The 13985-nt window shown below is 56.9% G+C and carries 12 protein-coding genes; 7 read left to right on the top strand and 5 right to left on the bottom strand.

Going from position 1 to position 13985, the window contains the following annotated elements:
* Window positions 1–133 precede the first annotated feature (133 nt).
* The 3 genes from BLR08_RS18105 to BLR08_RS18095 all read left to right on the top strand — a co-directional run bounded on the left by BLR08_RS18105 (window position 134) and on the right by BLR08_RS18095 (window position 4306).
* Window positions 134–1132, top strand: coding sequence for a Gfo/Idh/MocA family protein (locus BLR08_RS18105; protein WP_072335210.1), 999 nt, complete (start codon window positions 134–136; stop codon window positions 1130–1132).
* A 424-nt stretch (window positions 1133–1556) separates the two neighbouring features.
* The gene (locus tag BLR08_RS18100) at window positions 1557–2996 is read left to right on the top strand and encodes an RtcB family protein (RefSeq protein ID WP_072335351.1); all 1440 of its coding nucleotides are present in this window, start codon (window positions 1557–1559) and stop codon (window positions 2994–2996) included.
* A 2-nt stretch (window positions 2997–2998) separates the two neighbouring features.
* Complete coding sequence (locus BLR08_RS18095; protein WP_083537421.1) at window positions 2999–4306, top strand: AAA family ATPase; 1308 nt, start codon at window positions 2999–3001, stop codon at window positions 4304–4306.
* 158 nt (window positions 4307–4464) lie between these two features.
* On the opposite strand, the gene trxB is transcribed toward BLR08_RS18095, so the two are convergent.
* On the bottom strand, window positions 4465–5412 hold the full coding sequence (gene trxB, locus BLR08_RS18090) for a thioredoxin-disulfide reductase (protein WP_072335214.1): 948 nt from the start codon (window positions 5410–5412) through the stop codon (window positions 4465–4467).
* A 205-nt stretch (window positions 5413–5617) separates the two neighbouring features.
* On the opposite strand from trxB, the gene BLR08_RS18085 reads away from it, so the two are divergent.
* On the top strand, window positions 5618–6013 hold the full coding sequence (locus BLR08_RS18085) for a VOC family protein (RefSeq protein ID WP_072335216.1): 396 nt from the start codon (window positions 5618–5620) through the stop codon (window positions 6011–6013).
* Between the two features lie 161 nt (window positions 6014–6174).
* Here the strand turns inward: BLR08_RS18085 and BLR08_RS18080 are convergent, their stop codons facing one another.
* On the bottom strand, window positions 6175–6804 hold the full coding sequence (locus BLR08_RS18080; protein ID WP_072335218.1) for a stalk domain-containing protein: 630 nt from the start codon (window positions 6802–6804) through the stop codon (window positions 6175–6177).
* Between the two features lie 261 nt (window positions 6805–7065).
* Between BLR08_RS18080 and BLR08_RS18075 the strand changes: the two genes are divergently transcribed.
* The 3 genes from BLR08_RS18075 to BLR08_RS18065 all read left to right on the top strand — a co-directional run bounded on the left by BLR08_RS18075 (window position 7066) and on the right by BLR08_RS18065 (window position 10092).
* Window positions 7066–7926, top strand: coding sequence for a sugar phosphate isomerase/epimerase family protein (locus BLR08_RS18075; protein WP_072335220.1), 861 nt, complete (start codon window positions 7066–7068; stop codon window positions 7924–7926).
* 95 nt (window positions 7927–8021) lie between these two features.
* Entirely contained in the window at window positions 8022–8906 is an 885-nt protein-coding gene (locus tag BLR08_RS18070; protein ID WP_072335222.1) for an AraC family transcriptional regulator, read from the top strand.
* Between the two features lie 103 nt (window positions 8907–9009).
* Window positions 9010–10092: a Gfo/Idh/MocA family protein gene (locus BLR08_RS18065; protein WP_072335224.1), complete on the top strand. Its 1083-nt coding sequence runs from the start codon at window positions 9010–9012 to the stop codon at window positions 10090–10092.
* A gap of 292 nt (window positions 10093–10384) precedes the next feature.
* Here BLR08_RS18065 and BLR08_RS18060 read toward each other — a convergent pair whose 3' ends face one another.
* The 3 genes from BLR08_RS18060 to BLR08_RS18050 form a co-directional block, all read right to left on the bottom strand.
* Window positions 10385–10969 carry a GNAT family N-acetyltransferase gene (locus BLR08_RS18060; RefSeq protein ID WP_072335227.1) on the bottom strand — a complete coding sequence of 195 codons (585 nt, stop codon included), beginning with the start codon at window positions 10967–10969 and terminating at the stop codon, window positions 10385–10387.
* Window positions 10970–11060: 91 nt separating this feature from the next.
* Window positions 11061–12446 carry a hypothetical protein gene (locus tag BLR08_RS18055; RefSeq protein WP_256257752.1) on the bottom strand — a complete coding sequence of 462 codons (1386 nt, stop codon included), beginning with the start codon at window positions 12444–12446 and terminating at the stop codon, window positions 11061–11063.
* A 500-nt stretch (window positions 12447–12946) separates the two neighbouring features.
* Complete coding sequence (locus tag BLR08_RS18050) at window positions 12947–13777, bottom strand: undecaprenyl-diphosphate phosphatase (RefSeq protein ID WP_072335233.1); 831 nt, start codon at window positions 13775–13777, stop codon at window positions 12947–12949.
* Between the last annotated feature and the right edge of the window lie 208 nt (window positions 13778–13985).

The raw sequence follows: 13985 nt of genomic DNA, 5'->3' as shown, positions 1-13985 counted from the left end.
TTGCAATGATGGTACAATGGTTAGGGCAGGAGTCTGGTCAAGAGCAAGGGTGCAAGAGAGCAAAGAGAAGTAAAGAGCAAAGAAGAGTAAAAAAATCAAGCAACGTACGATGAAGCAAAGGGGCTGATTCAGGATGAATAAGGTGAAGGCAGACAAGATCAGATTCGGCATTATCGGCTGCGGCAATGTAACGGAGGTCAAGAGCGGCCCCGGCTTGCAGAAGGCCCAGGGCTCCGAGCTCGTCGCCGTCATGCGGCGCAACGGGGAGCTTGCGGAGGACTATGCGCGCCGCCACGGGGTGGCGAAATGGTATACGGATGCGCAGGCGCTGATCGACGATCCGGAGGTCGATATCGTCTACATAGCGACGCCGCCCGGCTCGCATCTGGATTACACGCTGGCGGCGGCGAAGGCCGGCAAGCCGGTCTATGTCGAGAAGCCGATGGCGCTGAATCAGGCGGAATGCGACCGGATGATCGAGGCTTGCCGCGATGCGGGTGTGCCGCTCTACGTAGCATATTACCGCCGGGGACTGCCGCGTTTTCTCAAGGTCAAGGAGCTGCTGGAGGCCGGAGCCATCGGCGAGGTGCGCTTTGTCACGACCGTCCAGACGCAGACTTCTCCGCGGGTTCAGAACGGCGAGGTGCCTTGGCGTCTGAAGCCCGAGCAGTCGGGCGGCGGTCTTTTCTTCGACCTGGCCAGCCACACGCTGGACGTGCTCGACTTCCTGCTCGGACCGATCGCCGACGCCAAGGGATTGGCCGCCAACCAGGAGGGGCGATTCCCCGGTATCGAGGACATCGTAACCGGCACGTACCGATTCGAGAGCGGGGTTCAGGGCAGCGGAACATGGTGCTTCTCAGCCTTTGCCCATGAGGACCGCAATGAAATCGTCGGCTCGGCGGGCAAGCTTGTATTCTCGACGTTCGGTCACGAGCCGATCCGGCTGGAGACGGCCGATGGCGTTCAGTCGTTTCCGTTCGAGGCTCCCGCTCATATCCAGCAGCCGCTTATTCAGACACTGGTGGATGAGCTGCTCGGCGCAGGAAGCTGCGCGAGCACCGGCGAATCGGCTGCCCGCACCAATCGGGTTATGGATGAGCTGACCCGGGAGCTTTATGCGCGGCCGTGACGCAATGCGGCTTGGGTTGTCCCGAGTCGGCAAGCTTGAGTAAAAATAATTTTTTCCCGGGCATTTCCCGTCAAGCCAAGTTATACTCATGATACATTCTGACATGTAAAGGAGGCCGAGCGACATGACTGGCGTTTCGTTGACTACCGTACATCCAACTTTATACGCGGGCGCGCCGCATCGGCCTTGCCGGACCACATAGAGCCAGGGCTTGTCCCTATGGACCCGTTCCCAGAGACGGTATCCGGGACACGGAGGAAGGAGGAGCCGTGCCATTTCCGTTCAGGCGCGCCCGCTCCGACTTGCATCAGCCGTTAGTTCTTCATGACCGTAGGCGATGAGCTTACGGTTTATTTGTGTTATCCGACTTACAGAGAGGAATGTTGAATAAATGATGAAACCTGCCGATCAAAAGGCTAAGCAAATGGCTGGACATACGGCCGACACGCAGCGAGCCTATTATCGCGAGCTGGAGCTTCCTGCGGGCAGACTCCATGTCTATGCGAACGAGGAGTTATTCCGCTCGCTGGACTACCAGGTATTCGCGATGGCCAATAACAATCTGCAAATTCCGAGTATCACGTATATGAGCTATACCCCCGACGTACATGTCGGCGCGGGCACCTGCATCGGCACGACGGCGGTCTGGCCTACGGACGGAGGCTTCGTTTCTCCTTCGATCGTCGGCAGCGATATCGGCTGCGGGATGAGGCTTCACCTGACCTCTATCCATCGCGACGAGCTCAAGGATATCCGGCTGCGCCGCAAGCTGGTGAAGGCGATCGACCGCTGCTTGCCTGCCGGGGAGCAGGCGAGGGGACGTTATTCGGATATCCGGCTGGAGCATATTGTGCGCAAGGGGCTGCACGGTCTCCCGCCCAAATACGTGCCCGACCATTACACGCCTAAGAAGGCGACGTCGCTCTCCCATGTGGAAGGCGCCCGGTACAGCTTCGATGAAAGCGTGCTGGACCGTATCCCCGACAGGATGTGGCATCGCGGGCATCGCCAGCTCGGGACGCTTGGAGGAGGCAACCATTTCGCCGAGCTTCAGGCGATTGAGCTCGATGAGCGCAGCCGGGAGATCGCCGAGCGCTGGGGGTTATTCGACGGCCAGGTTGTCGTGATGATCCATTCCGGCTCCCGGGCTTGGGGCGGCGCGGTCAGCCAATACGCTTCGGCTGAGCTGCTGAAGGTCATGCGCCGGCTCGGTCTCGGTACGGCCGACCCGAAGCTGGTCTACGCGCCGCTCGACGACCCGGCTGCCTGGACATATGTGCAGCTGCTCTACTCGGCGTTGAACTATGCCGTAGCGAATCGGCATCTGATCGCTTATGCGATCCGCGAAGCATGCCGGGAGGTGCTGGGAACGGCGTTCGAGATGCGGACGCTGTACGACCTGATGCATAACTATGCATGGGAGGAGCGGCACGAGGGCGTCTCGCATTTTATTCATCGCAAAGGAGCGACACGCGCGCTGCCGGCCGGGCATCCGGACAATCCCGCCCCATATCGGGCAACCGGACATCCCGCGCTCATTCCCGGCTCGATGGGGACTTCCTCATACATTATGGTCGGCCAGCCGGGAGGCCGCAGCAATTATTACTCGATCTGCCACGGTGCGGGGCGCATCCGATCCCGGACGGCAACGAAGAAGCTGGTGTCGGTCCGAGACTTCGCGGCCGCTCTGCGCGTAGGGACCGACGACGAGGTCGTAGTCAACCACCGCTCGCTGGAGACGCTGGTCGACGAGTCTCCGCAGGCGTATAAGGATGTGGATCAAATCATAGAAAGCGTCACAGGGGCGGGCTTGGCAGTTCCCGTAGCCGTATGCCGGCCGCTGGCGACGATCAAGGGGGTATAGCCATGATACCGATAAGTCAGTCCACGGGAAACGGCAGCCGCATAGCCGAAGCCTTATTTATTGCGGCCGAAGCCTATGAGGATGTTTTATACCGGATACGGTTCGAATTGTCCGGCTTGTACGGTTACGAGTTCAACGCTTACGTATGCGATGACGGGAGCGAGGATTATTGGCAGCTGTTAGAGCAGGATATCCGCAGCGGCTATGAAGGCGCGGAGTACGTAGCTCGCATCTTCGACTTTGTCGAGTCGCGGGCCTTCTCCACCGAGACGGACCCTTCCGGCGGGGAGGAAGGGGACGGGCGCTGCCGCATTTACAGCTCGCTGCGCAACAATGTATTTGCCTATCCGGCGCTCGGCGTGGCGCTGGCCCGGGTGCCGGTATTCCGCCATCACGGACTGAGCAGCGAGGATTTCGTATTTGCCCGGGACGATCAGGCCGTGCAGTCCTTCCTCGCCTTCACGGCAAACCGGCGAAGGGAGCAGGACCGTCGTCAGGTGACGGTATTCACCGATACCCGAGACGGTATGGAGCGGCAGATCAAGCCGATTACCCGGACCGTCGACCGGGACGATGTTTTGATGAGCGAAGAGCTGAAGACGGAGATTTTTCGTGCCATCGACCAATTCTTCGCCGAGGACCGGTCGTTTTACCGGATGTACGAGGTCCCATACAAACGGGGAATTTTACTGTACGGCAAGCCAGGCAATGGAAAGACGACGCTCGTCAAATCGATTGCGGGCAGCGTGCGCGCGCCTGTTGCCTACTGGCAGCTGACGGAGCATACGAGCAGCGCTTCGATTCAGGAAGTATTTGCCGCTGCGGTCGCGATGGCGCCGATGGTGCTGGTGGCCGAGGATATCGACTCGATGCCGCTGCATGCGCGCTCGTTTTTCCTGAATACGCTTGACGGGGCGACCTCAAAGGAGGGCATCTTTCTCATCGGCACGACCAATTATCCCGAGCAAATCGATCCCGCGCTGATGAACCGGGCCGGGCGCTTCGACCGCGCCTATGAAATCGTGCTGCCGGACGAGGAGCTGCGGACCGCTTATTTGCGCCGCAAGCCGTTCGCGCGGCTGATCGGGGAGGAGGCGCTGCCTGAGGCGGCGCGTCTGACCGAATCGTTTACTTTCGCCCAGCTGAACGAGCTGTACGTATCCGCCGCGCTGCAGTGGCATACCGAGGGACATGCGGATCTGCACGCTCTCATCCGTGCCATGCGGCAGGAGCTGGACAAGAGCCGGCGGCAAACCTGGCTGAGGGATAAGCCGGATGCGGCAGTAGGCTTCCTTGGCGGCGGGCGTTAGGCTGCCGCTATCCTGCTACGCCGTTTATGCCTTGATAGGCGGGCCTTAGGGCTTGAACGGTAACGGAAGTAAGCGTTAATATTGTTGCGCCAGATTAAAAAGAGCGCGGACCCGAATCAGGCCGCACTCTTTTTTTGGCTGCTATGGTATCCGGTCGGTTACAGGCTGACGCTCCAGTCATGCACCATATGGCCGTCGAGGAATTTCTCCGCTTCCAGCGCCGCCATACAGCCGCTGCCTGCCGCCGTGATCGCTTGGCGGTATTTGCTGTCCTGCACGTCGCCGCAGGCGAAGACGCCTTCGATGTTTGTTTGCGCGGTGCCCGGCTGAACGAGAATATAACCGACCGCGTCCGTCTTGATCTGGCCGTTCAGGAAGCCGGTGTTCGGCGTGTGGCCGATGGCGACGAAGATGCCGTCCGTTTCGATGATTTCTTCGGCGCCCGTCTCGTTGTTGCGCACCTTTAGTCCCGTTACGCCCCGGTCTCCGGAGAGCACCTCAAGGGGCGTCTTATTCAAATTCCACTTGATCTTCTCGTTCTCCCGCGCGCGGTCCTGCATGATTTTGGAGGCGCGCAGCTCGTTGCGCCGGTTAACGATCGTTACCTCGGACGCGAAGCGGGTCAGGAAATTCGCTTCCTCCATGGCGGAGTCGCCGCCGCCGACCACGAGAATTTTTTTGCCGCGGAAGAAAAATCCGTCACAGGTCGCGCAGGTGCTGACGCCCCGGCCGATGCTTTCCTTCTCGTTGGCGATGCCGAGCAGCTTGGCCGATGCGCCCGTGGAGATAATGATGCTCTCGGCGACCAGCTCGCCCATCCCTTCCACATTCAGCTTGAACGGACGCTGCGACAGATCGACGCTGTTCACCCAGCCTGTCTTGAATTCGGCGCCGAAACGCTCTGCCTGCTTGCGCATGTTGGCCATCAGCTCAGGACCCATGATGCCGTCCGGGAAGCCCGGGAAGTTCTCGACCTCCGTCGTGGTCGTCAGCTGTCCGCCAGGCTCCGGTCCTTCGATGACAAGGGGATTCAGGTTAGCGCGTGCCAAGTAAATAGCGGCTGTCAATCCGGCCGGGCCGGTTCCGATAATAATGGATTTGTACATAATAAATGCCTCCGCTTCGTCGAATCTTTCGTGGTTATAGTTGTATGTCACCAGTATATCAGCAACTCCCATTCGGTTCATGAGCGGTTTATGAGTATTTGATGAAGATCAGATGAAGAAGCAGGCGAAGGAAGAATAGGGAAGCTTCCGGTTGGAAAGCATGAAGAAAGTTGGAAGGAATCGAATAAGGAGAGGGCGGGAGTTGATGGGCAGGATGATTCATTTTGAAATTCATGTGGATGATGTGGAACGCGCCAAGACGTTTTATAGCGAAGTATTCGGCTGGACTTTCGAGGATTGGAGCGGCTACGCAGGAATGCCTTATTTCGGAGCCGTTACCGGAGATGCGAACGAACCTGGAATTAACGGCGCCTTGATGAAACGGCGAGGTCCTTCTCCAGAGCCGGGCCAGGCACTTAACGGCTATGCATGTACGATGGGCGTGGCGGATTACGATGCTACTGAAGCCAAGATTCTCCATCATGGAGGCAAGGTCGCATTGCCAAAGCATGCTCTGCCGGGCATGGCGTGGCAGGGATATTATCTGGATACGGAAGGGAATATTTTCGGTATTCATCAGCCGGATGAGAACGCGAAGTAGAGGCGCAGCCGGGACGTCAGCTTGCCGCGGCGGATAGGGAAGGCACTTTCAACACGAGAAAGTGCCTTTTTTCTGCAGGTGCCCTCGTCAACGCGCTATGGGAGGCCAGGGACAGGGCGAATAGGAAACAAGCTGCCCGGCGAGGCTTCTTTGTGCAAAGGCTAGTTCATCACCCATTTTTGGGCGAAGCTTTCCAGAGAGGTTTTCTTATTCAGATAATCGTCGCAGTCTTTGATCGAAGCCGTAAACGTGCTTGCCACACTATTGTTCACGATGACCAGGACGGTAGCTCCCTCGACCTGGGACTTCAGCTTGGCGGTTACTCCCAATAAGGCAGCGACGGTTTGGACCGTTTGATCCGTGGTTTGGTTGGCGCCAGGAACGTATTCGTATTTCATCTGGACCTTGCCGTTCTGATCGATGCTGAGGTACGTATCTTTCACGGTGATACCGGCCTGCGCCAGCTCTTTGCGCGCGTCTTTCAGAAAAGTACCGATTTCGCTGGGCCGGACCGTATCTTTATCTTCCTTAACCGCTCCAAGCTTGACGTCGACGCCGTAGGTTTTGGCATCCCATGCTACGGAAGCCCCTAATTGTCTTAACAAGGAGATTGGGACTAAAGTATGACCGTCTACGATCTGAGCAGGTACCTCATCGACCTGCAGTGATGAACCGTTGGACGTCACCTTCACGATGGGATTTCCCTTATAAGTGCCGTTTATGCTGGAAGCGCTGACCGCACCGGAGGCAAGCATCAGTACGGCGGACAATGCCAAAATTTTAGTTTTCATCTCATTCGACACCCTTCATCTATAACTCGGATCGGTTCCGGTATTTAACTGGTAGCTTTTGTCGAGTCTATTCTAAATTATATAACTGGGACTTTCGTCGTGTCCACACGAATTCCTGCCTCCCGTTCATATTGCGTAAAAAATGCCAAACGACTTCGAAAGATCGGTCAACATCCCGGAGGCCAAAATTGCTATAGTTAAAACAAAACGACGGTCAGGCACCGTACAGGAAGCTTACGACCGTGCAAGGAGGCCATCTTCATGAAATTCGCGGCATTCAGCGGCGTGTTTATCGATTACAGTATTCAGGAGACGCTCCGGATGACTAAGCAGCTCGGTTTGGACGGGCTGGAAATTGCGGCCCGGGAGCCGCATCTGTCCCCGACGACAAGCGTGCAGCGGGTGAAGGAAATCCGCTCGGTAGCGGACAGCTACGGACTGGAGCTTCCGGCCATCGCCGGTTATATGGGCGGATTCTCAACGGGCAGCGACAGCGAATGCGAGAAGGCTTATGAGGATTTTTGCCGGATGCTGCCGATCGCAGGCGAGCTGGGCGCTTCGATGGTGCGCGTCGGTGCAGGCGGACCTAACGCTTTCTTGGCTAAGGACTACCACTATGCGAAGGCGGCTTACTGGCTGAACCGCTGTGCGGAAGAAGCGGCCAAACATCATGTCCGCGTTATTCTGGAGATTCACAACGTCTCTCTGGTCGAAACGGTTCAGGACAGCTTGCGTCTCGCCGCTCTGGTCAATCAGCCGAACCTCGGCTTTATCCATGACGCGGGCAACATGTATATCACGGATACCGATTATGGCCGAGAATCCGTGCTGACGCTGGGCAAGCATTTGTTCCATGTGCATGTGAAGGATGAGAAAAGAGTCGAGGCGGCCGGAGCTCCCGGCACGTTCGCGAATCTGACGAAGCACGGTCAGGAGTTTTTCCTGCAGAGCCGGATGGGCGAGGGAGGGGCCGATCACCGCCCGTTATTCGACGCCTTGCGCGAAACCGGTTATGACGGCTGGGTGACGCTGGAATGCCACGCTCCGTTTCCTCCATATGAGCGGCTGGAGCATGATTTCCGCTTCGTGAAGGAGCTGCTTGTCCCCGCGCAGGCCAAATAAACAAGTAAGTATATGCAATGGAAAAAATGTCGATTGTCTCCTGCCGCCTTTTGTATTATGGTTAAAGTATAAACCTACCGGCAGGGGGCAAAGGCATGGGCGTTTTGACGTTTCGCAGCAAGGGGAATCTGATGGAAGAAATCCCGTTCAGTCTCGTCAGGCATCACTCCAATCATCTCAAACAGCAGCTGCATACGCATGAATACATCCAGATAGCCTATGTGCTTCGGGGCACGTGCAATCATCAGTTTCGCAATAAATCGCTGACCGTCGGCCGCGGCGATCTGTTTATCATTTCGCCCGGCGTGGAGCATAGCTTGAATTCGATCGAGGATAAGGAATTCGAGCTGATTTTGCTCGATTTCCTGCCTCTGCTTGTGCATGAGCAGGTCGCTGCGTTCTCCGAATCGCTCTGGCGGTACGTCCAGCATGCGGAGCCCGCGGAAGCGCTGCAGCCGTGGCTGCATATCGGTAAAAGCAAGCAGCCGCTGGTCGAGCAGCTGATCCAGGACATCCAGGATGAGCTGGATCTGCGCGAGCCGGGGTTTGATTTCTCGATCCGGATCAATCTGATCAAGCTGCTCATTCTTATTGACCGCGAATACCGGCGCACGATGCGGCGACCGTCTGCGCGGACGGCGTTTGGCGAAGCGGAAGAGAGCCCGATCCAGGATGTGGTGCGGTACATTTACGATAACTACAGCCAGGATATTCCACTGGAGCAAGGGGCGCATATCGCCCGGATGGCTCCGGCTTACTTCTGCTCGATGTTTAAAAAGGAGACCGGTCAGACATTCGTCGACTTTCTGCACGAGGTGCGGATCGAACGCGCGATGGAACTGATCCGTCAGGACACGCATACGGTGACGCAGATCTGCTTCCAGGTCGGCTTTCACCACTTAAGCCATTTCATCCGCACGTTCAAGAAGCGTACGGGCCTCACGCCGACGGAGTATAAGAAGACTTTCGGCAATACCTGAAAATATTGCAACTGACCGATAAAAATAGCGCAAGAAGCTTCATGCCGTTACAGGGTATAGTACCCGTAACGGCATTTAATTTGGAGAAAGAGGGTTGAAGAGGATGGCACAGGATCGCATCATCAAGCTGGGTATTATCGGACAAGGTAGAAGCGGCAGAAATATTCATGGACAAAGGCTGGTCAAGATGCCGGAGCATTATCGGATTGCGGCCATCGCCGACTCCATCCCGGACCGCCAGGAGCTGGCTAAGCAAGAGTACGGCTGCAACGCCTACTCCAGCTGGCAGGAGATGGTCGAACAGGAGCAGCTGGATCTGGTAGTCAATGCTTCGCCAAGCCACCTGCACTTCGAAATTACGCTGGAGCTGCTGAACCGCGGAATCAATGTATTGTGCGAGAAGCCGCTTGCCAAGACGGCGGAAGAGGTCGACGAGCTGATCGCCGCTTCGCAGCAATCGGGCGCTACGCTGGCTGTATTTCAAAATTCCCGCTTTCAGCCTGCCTTTACGCAGATCCGCAAGGTGATCGAATCGGGCGTGCTCGGCCGTATCGTGCAAATCGACTTCACGAACAACAACTTCGCGCGCCGCTGGGACTGGCAGACGCTGCAGGCGAACAACGGCGGGAATCTGATGAATACAGGTCCACATCCGGTGGACCAGGCGCTGCAATTTTTCGGAACGGATGTTATGCCGGATATTACGTGCGTGATGGATCGGGCGAATACGTTCGGCGATGCGGAAGATTACGTCAAGCTGATCCTGCGCGGTCAGGGACGGCCGACGATCGACCTGGAGATTTCGTCCTGCAGCGCGTATCCGCGGGACACGTTCATCGTACAGGGGACGCGCGGCGGCCTGCACGGCAGCATGGAGAAGCTGGAGTGGAAATATTTCAAGGAAGAGGAAGCGCCGGAGCAAAAGCTTGTCCGCGAGCCGCTCGTAACGGCCGAAGGCCTTCCAACCTATTGCTCGGAGACGCTGAACTGGCATACGGATACATGGGAGATAAATCTGCCAAGCGGACAAAATATGATGGACTACATGACCGTGCAGCTGTATCTGATGCTGCATCGCCATCTGGTGGACGGCGCTCCGCTTGAGGTAACCCCACAGCAGGTGCGCCAGCAGATGCTGGTCATGGAAGAGTGCCGCAGACAGAACCCTCAGGTGTATCAGCAGTAAGATAGGGTGAACGACGGTCCGAAGCCGATACGGCTGAGGTAGGCAAACAAACAAGCAGTCTGGCCTCGTGATGCGAGGCGCAGACTGCTTGTTTGTTATGCCGGTAGTTGTGCGCGCTTAGTCCGGCGCTTGTGCATGTACCCAACTGGCCGCCGATGTACGCCAAGCTGAAGCAAAAGCAGAAGCAAAAGCAGAAGCAAAAGCAGAGCAGAAGCAAAAGCAAAAGCAAAAGCAAAAGCAAAAGCAAAAGCAAAAGCGTCGGCTTTGCCCGCTCTTAGACAAGCATGCCGCGTTAAAACTCGGCGCCGCGCACCTTGGCAAAGATCATCGTATTGCGCAGCGTGCCGTCAATAGCAATGGAATCATACCGCAGGGTAGCCTCCAGCGTGTAGCCGGACCGCTCGGCGACCTTGGCGCTGCGCAGGTTGCGGCTGTCGCAGCGGATCTCGATCCGGTTAGCTTCCAGCTCGCGGATAGCGAACTGCTCGATAGCGTCGACAGCCTCCGTCATATACCCCATTCCCGTGCATGACGTGCGGAGCCAGTAACCGATCTCGAATCGGCGAGACACCCAATCGATCCGATGAAGCCCGCTGCAGCCGACCAGCCGGCCGGTATGCTTGTCGAGCAGCAGCAGTCTCAGATCGGACCGCTCGAGAAAACGCAGGCGCGCCCGCCGGATATCCTCTTCGGAAGCTTCCAGACTCGGAACGCTTTGCGCCCAGGGCATCCAGGGACGCAGCTCCTCCAGAGTCTCCTTCACCGCCTCGTTCACCATGGGGCCGTCGCCCCACAAGGGAGAGCGGATGAGCAGGCGGGCGCTTTCGAACTCTTCCGGGATATTTAATAAGACAGGATTAACGTCTGCAAGACTCATAAGCAAGACTCCTCCCCAGCCCAATAGTTCCCGTAAGAATATCACAGATATCCGGCCTGCTCAACCCTTCTTTTGCTTCGGAGTTCGCTGTCTACTTGGATTCGCCGAGCAAATAATTGTAGAAAGGCTCGTCCACCCAGAAACGGTAGGAATTTACCTGGAGGCCGGCCTTAAGCTTCTTCAGTCCCTCTGCTATTTCCGCCGATTGTTCCGGGAGCGAGAAAGATTGCGCATAATAATGGCCTTGGTCGATCCGGTTATTGGCGATCTCGATATAAGCCGGCAGCTTCCGCAAGGAATAGTACAAAGGCTGCCACCAGGAGCCGGCGATTAGTCCGGGCTCGTCGTCGCTGTCTTTTTTGGCGTATGCTTCAATCACGCTGTGGAACTTGTCCTTCTGCTCCACCGTATCAAACTCGAAGGCCAGATCATATTCCTTCGCATAAGCGATATAGTTGCCGTTTTCGATCTGAACGACCTTGTAATCATCCGACTGCTGAGGCTCTCCCCATTCCTTCAAGTAAAGGAAGGCCGATGTTTTGGGCTCCAGCTGTACCTTGGCCTGCAGGTTCTCGCTGCGCAGCAGGCCGATCAGCTGAATGGCATGCGTCAGATCGCTGTGGCCGTACGTCAGGGCGCGCGCTTCGTCGAAATGAGCGGTGTAGCGGTCGTCCTTCAAGTTATACCCGGTCACCAGTCCCTGCTTCAGCGCTTCATCGACTATTGCTTGCAGCTCGGGCACCTGGATCAGATTATGCGTATCGAAGGCTGCGTGCACCTTGGCGAAAATATCGTCCTCGCTCGTTGACCCGATATACCTCTTCGCTTCGCCGCGAACGGACAGCAGCCGCTCCAGCAGCTCCTCGGCAAATACGGCGGAAGCCGGGGCGCTTGGATCAAAAGCAGCTTGCGGCAGCAGCCCGGTATCCACCGCTGCGGCCAGCTCCTGGCTGGCTTGGCGAGTTAGCCCGTAGACGCTGCGGTCCGCGATACCGAGCTTGCCGAGGGCCGTCTGCGTTTTTGCGTCCGGGTAGGTGTAGGCCAGCTCCTTGAGCCCGGCGGCCTTTAGGACGATGTAAACGGCTGTGCCCTGCGTCAGCCGGGCATCGCCCTGCAGAGCGCCGCTGCTCAAGATGCCTTGGCCGTGCAGGGCGACGGCAGCTTCATACAGCGCGCTGTCGGCGGCCAGGTCGGAGAAGGGATTGGCGGCGGCAGCCGCCCCGCCGGCCGGTGCCGGAGACGGAGCAGGGGCCGATGTTTGGCTGGCGGCAAGCAGCCGGGCAACGGCGACGACCATTTCGCCTTTCGTCGGCGCTGCCGTCAGCTTGAGGCCGAAGCGGTCCTGCACGTAGGACGCGCCTTGGGTGTTGGCGGCGCCAATGGCACTGGTTGTCTGAGCCGAAGCTGATACCGCAACTTCCGCTTCAGACTCGCTGCTTTGGGCGTAGGCGGCAAATCCGGTCCCGCCGGAAGCCAACAGTAGAGCGGCAAGCGTCAGAACCTTCCAGCCGGCAGGCGGGCGGTAAGCCTCCTTTTTATTGTGGGAGCGGTTAACGGGAGATATGAGGGATAAGCGCGTTTGTAATCCTCCTATGTATATAATTCCTACTAGAACAGTTGGTTATAAGATAGAATCATAACGTGCGCCCGTGTGTCTGTCAATGATTTTGATGAATCCATAGACTTCCTCCCCTGCCGTCTGCTTCTCCAGCAGCATCCATATTTTATGGAGAGGGAGGGGAATGATCAATGGTCAATGTTCGGTTGATGCGAGGTAAGTTGGAGGCGATGGGGACGGCCGCATACATATAGCCCTCCGCCAGAACGGAGAGCCAGACGGCCGTCGACCGAAGGGGCCTAGCATGAACAAGGGCAACTGCAGGAAGGGCTACCCTGCCCTCCCAGGGTAAGCTGCTCCTCCCCAGCAGGCATGACCTTATTCCTAGGGCCAAAACTCAGCGGCGGGCTGCTCTTATCCTAAAAATACAGCCAATAAATTACCGCAGCCAAGGCAATCCGATAATAAGCAAAGGGAACCAGCTTGACCCGCTGGATCAGCTTTAAGAAAAATCGGATCGAGAGCAAGGCAAACAAAAAGGCGCTGATAAACCCGGCGACAAAGAACGGCAGCGCATCCGGCGTCATAAACGCCCAATTTTTCAGCAGAGACAAGAAGCTTGCCCCCATCATCACCGGCACCGCCATAATAAAGGTGAAATCCGCCGCCGCCTTATGGCTGAGGCCCAGCAGCACGCCCCCGGATATCGTCGAACCCGAACGGGAGAACCCCGGCCACATCGCCAGACATTGAAACAGCCCCATGCCAAGCGCCTGCTTGTACGTGATCTGATCGACCGTATTCGCGCTCACCCGCTTGGGACGGAAATGATCCGCCAGCAGCATCAGCACCGCCCCGAGCAGCAGCCCCATCACCACTGTCCGTACGGAAAACAAATACTCGTCAATAAAATCCTCGAACAACAGCCCGAGCACCCCAAACGGGAGAAGCCCCACCACTACCTGCGTCAGCTTCAGACGGTCGCCGAGCCTTTGGTCGGCCGTTATATGCCGCTTCAGCCCGAGCAGATTGAGAAAGCGGTCCTTGAAGACGACAACGACCGCCAGGATCGAGCCCAACTGGATAACGACCTTGAACGTATTGGCCACAGGTGCGGAGAATAATTGCTTGGACTGGAAGATCAGATCGTCCACGATAATCATATGCCCTGTCGACGAGATCGGAGCGAACTCGGTCATGCCTTCCACAAAGCCTAACACGATGGCGACTAATATTTCCCAGAGATTCATGCGGGGGTCCATCCTTTCATTTCGCAAGTAAATGAGGCGGCAGCGATAGCTGGAGTGCTTGTATTAGTGTATGTGAGGGGGCGGGGGGAGATGCTGAGGGATGAATGGTAAGTCTAAATGCCTAAATTGTGAAGATGAGTCAGGTATAAGGGGAACATATTATAAAAAAACATTTAGAATACGATGTTTCGATAAAATTCGACTTTAT

The organism is Paenibacillus sp. cl123 (assembly GCF_900101595.1).
Lineage (GTDB): Bacteria > Bacillota > Bacilli > Paenibacillales > NBRC-103111 > Paenibacillus_G.
Note: the sequence above shows the minus strand (reverse complement) of the source record. Positions and strands in the feature narration are given on the sequence as shown.

Coding starts and splice junctions, on each gene's coding strand:
- BLR08_RS18105 (WP_072335210.1), top strand. CDS start 134: ATGAATAAGGTGAAGGCAGACAAGATCAGATTCGGCATTATCGGCTGC.
- BLR08_RS18100 (WP_072335351.1), top strand. CDS start 1,557: ATGGCTGGACATACGGCCGACACGCAGCGAGCCTATTATCGCGAGCTG.
- BLR08_RS18095 (WP_083537421.1), top strand. CDS start 2,999: ATGATACCGATAAGTCAGTCCACGGGAAACGGCAGCCGCATAGCCGAA.
- trxB (WP_072335214.1), bottom strand. CDS start 5,412: ATGTACAAATCCATTATTATCGGAACCGGCCCGGCCGGATTGACAGCC.
- BLR08_RS18085 (WP_072335216.1), top strand. CDS start 5,618: ATGGGCAGGATGATTCATTTTGAAATTCATGTGGATGATGTGGAACGC.
- BLR08_RS18080 (WP_072335218.1), bottom strand. CDS start 6,804: ATGAAAACTAAAATTTTGGCATTGTCCGCCGTACTGATGCTTGCCTCC.
- BLR08_RS18075 (WP_072335220.1), top strand. CDS start 7,066: ATGAAATTCGCGGCATTCAGCGGCGTGTTTATCGATTACAGTATTCAG.
- BLR08_RS18070 (WP_072335222.1), top strand. CDS start 8,022: ATGGGCGTTTTGACGTTTCGCAGCAAGGGGAATCTGATGGAAGAAATC.
- BLR08_RS18065 (WP_072335224.1), top strand. CDS start 9,010: ATGGCACAGGATCGCATCATCAAGCTGGGTATTATCGGACAAGGTAGA.
- BLR08_RS18060 (WP_072335227.1), bottom strand. CDS start 10,969: ATGAGTCTTGCAGACGTTAATCCTGTCTTATTAAATATCCCGGAAGAG.
- BLR08_RS18050 (WP_072335233.1), bottom strand. CDS start 13,777: ATGAATCTCTGGGAAATATTAGTCGCCATCGTGTTAGGCTTTGTGGAA.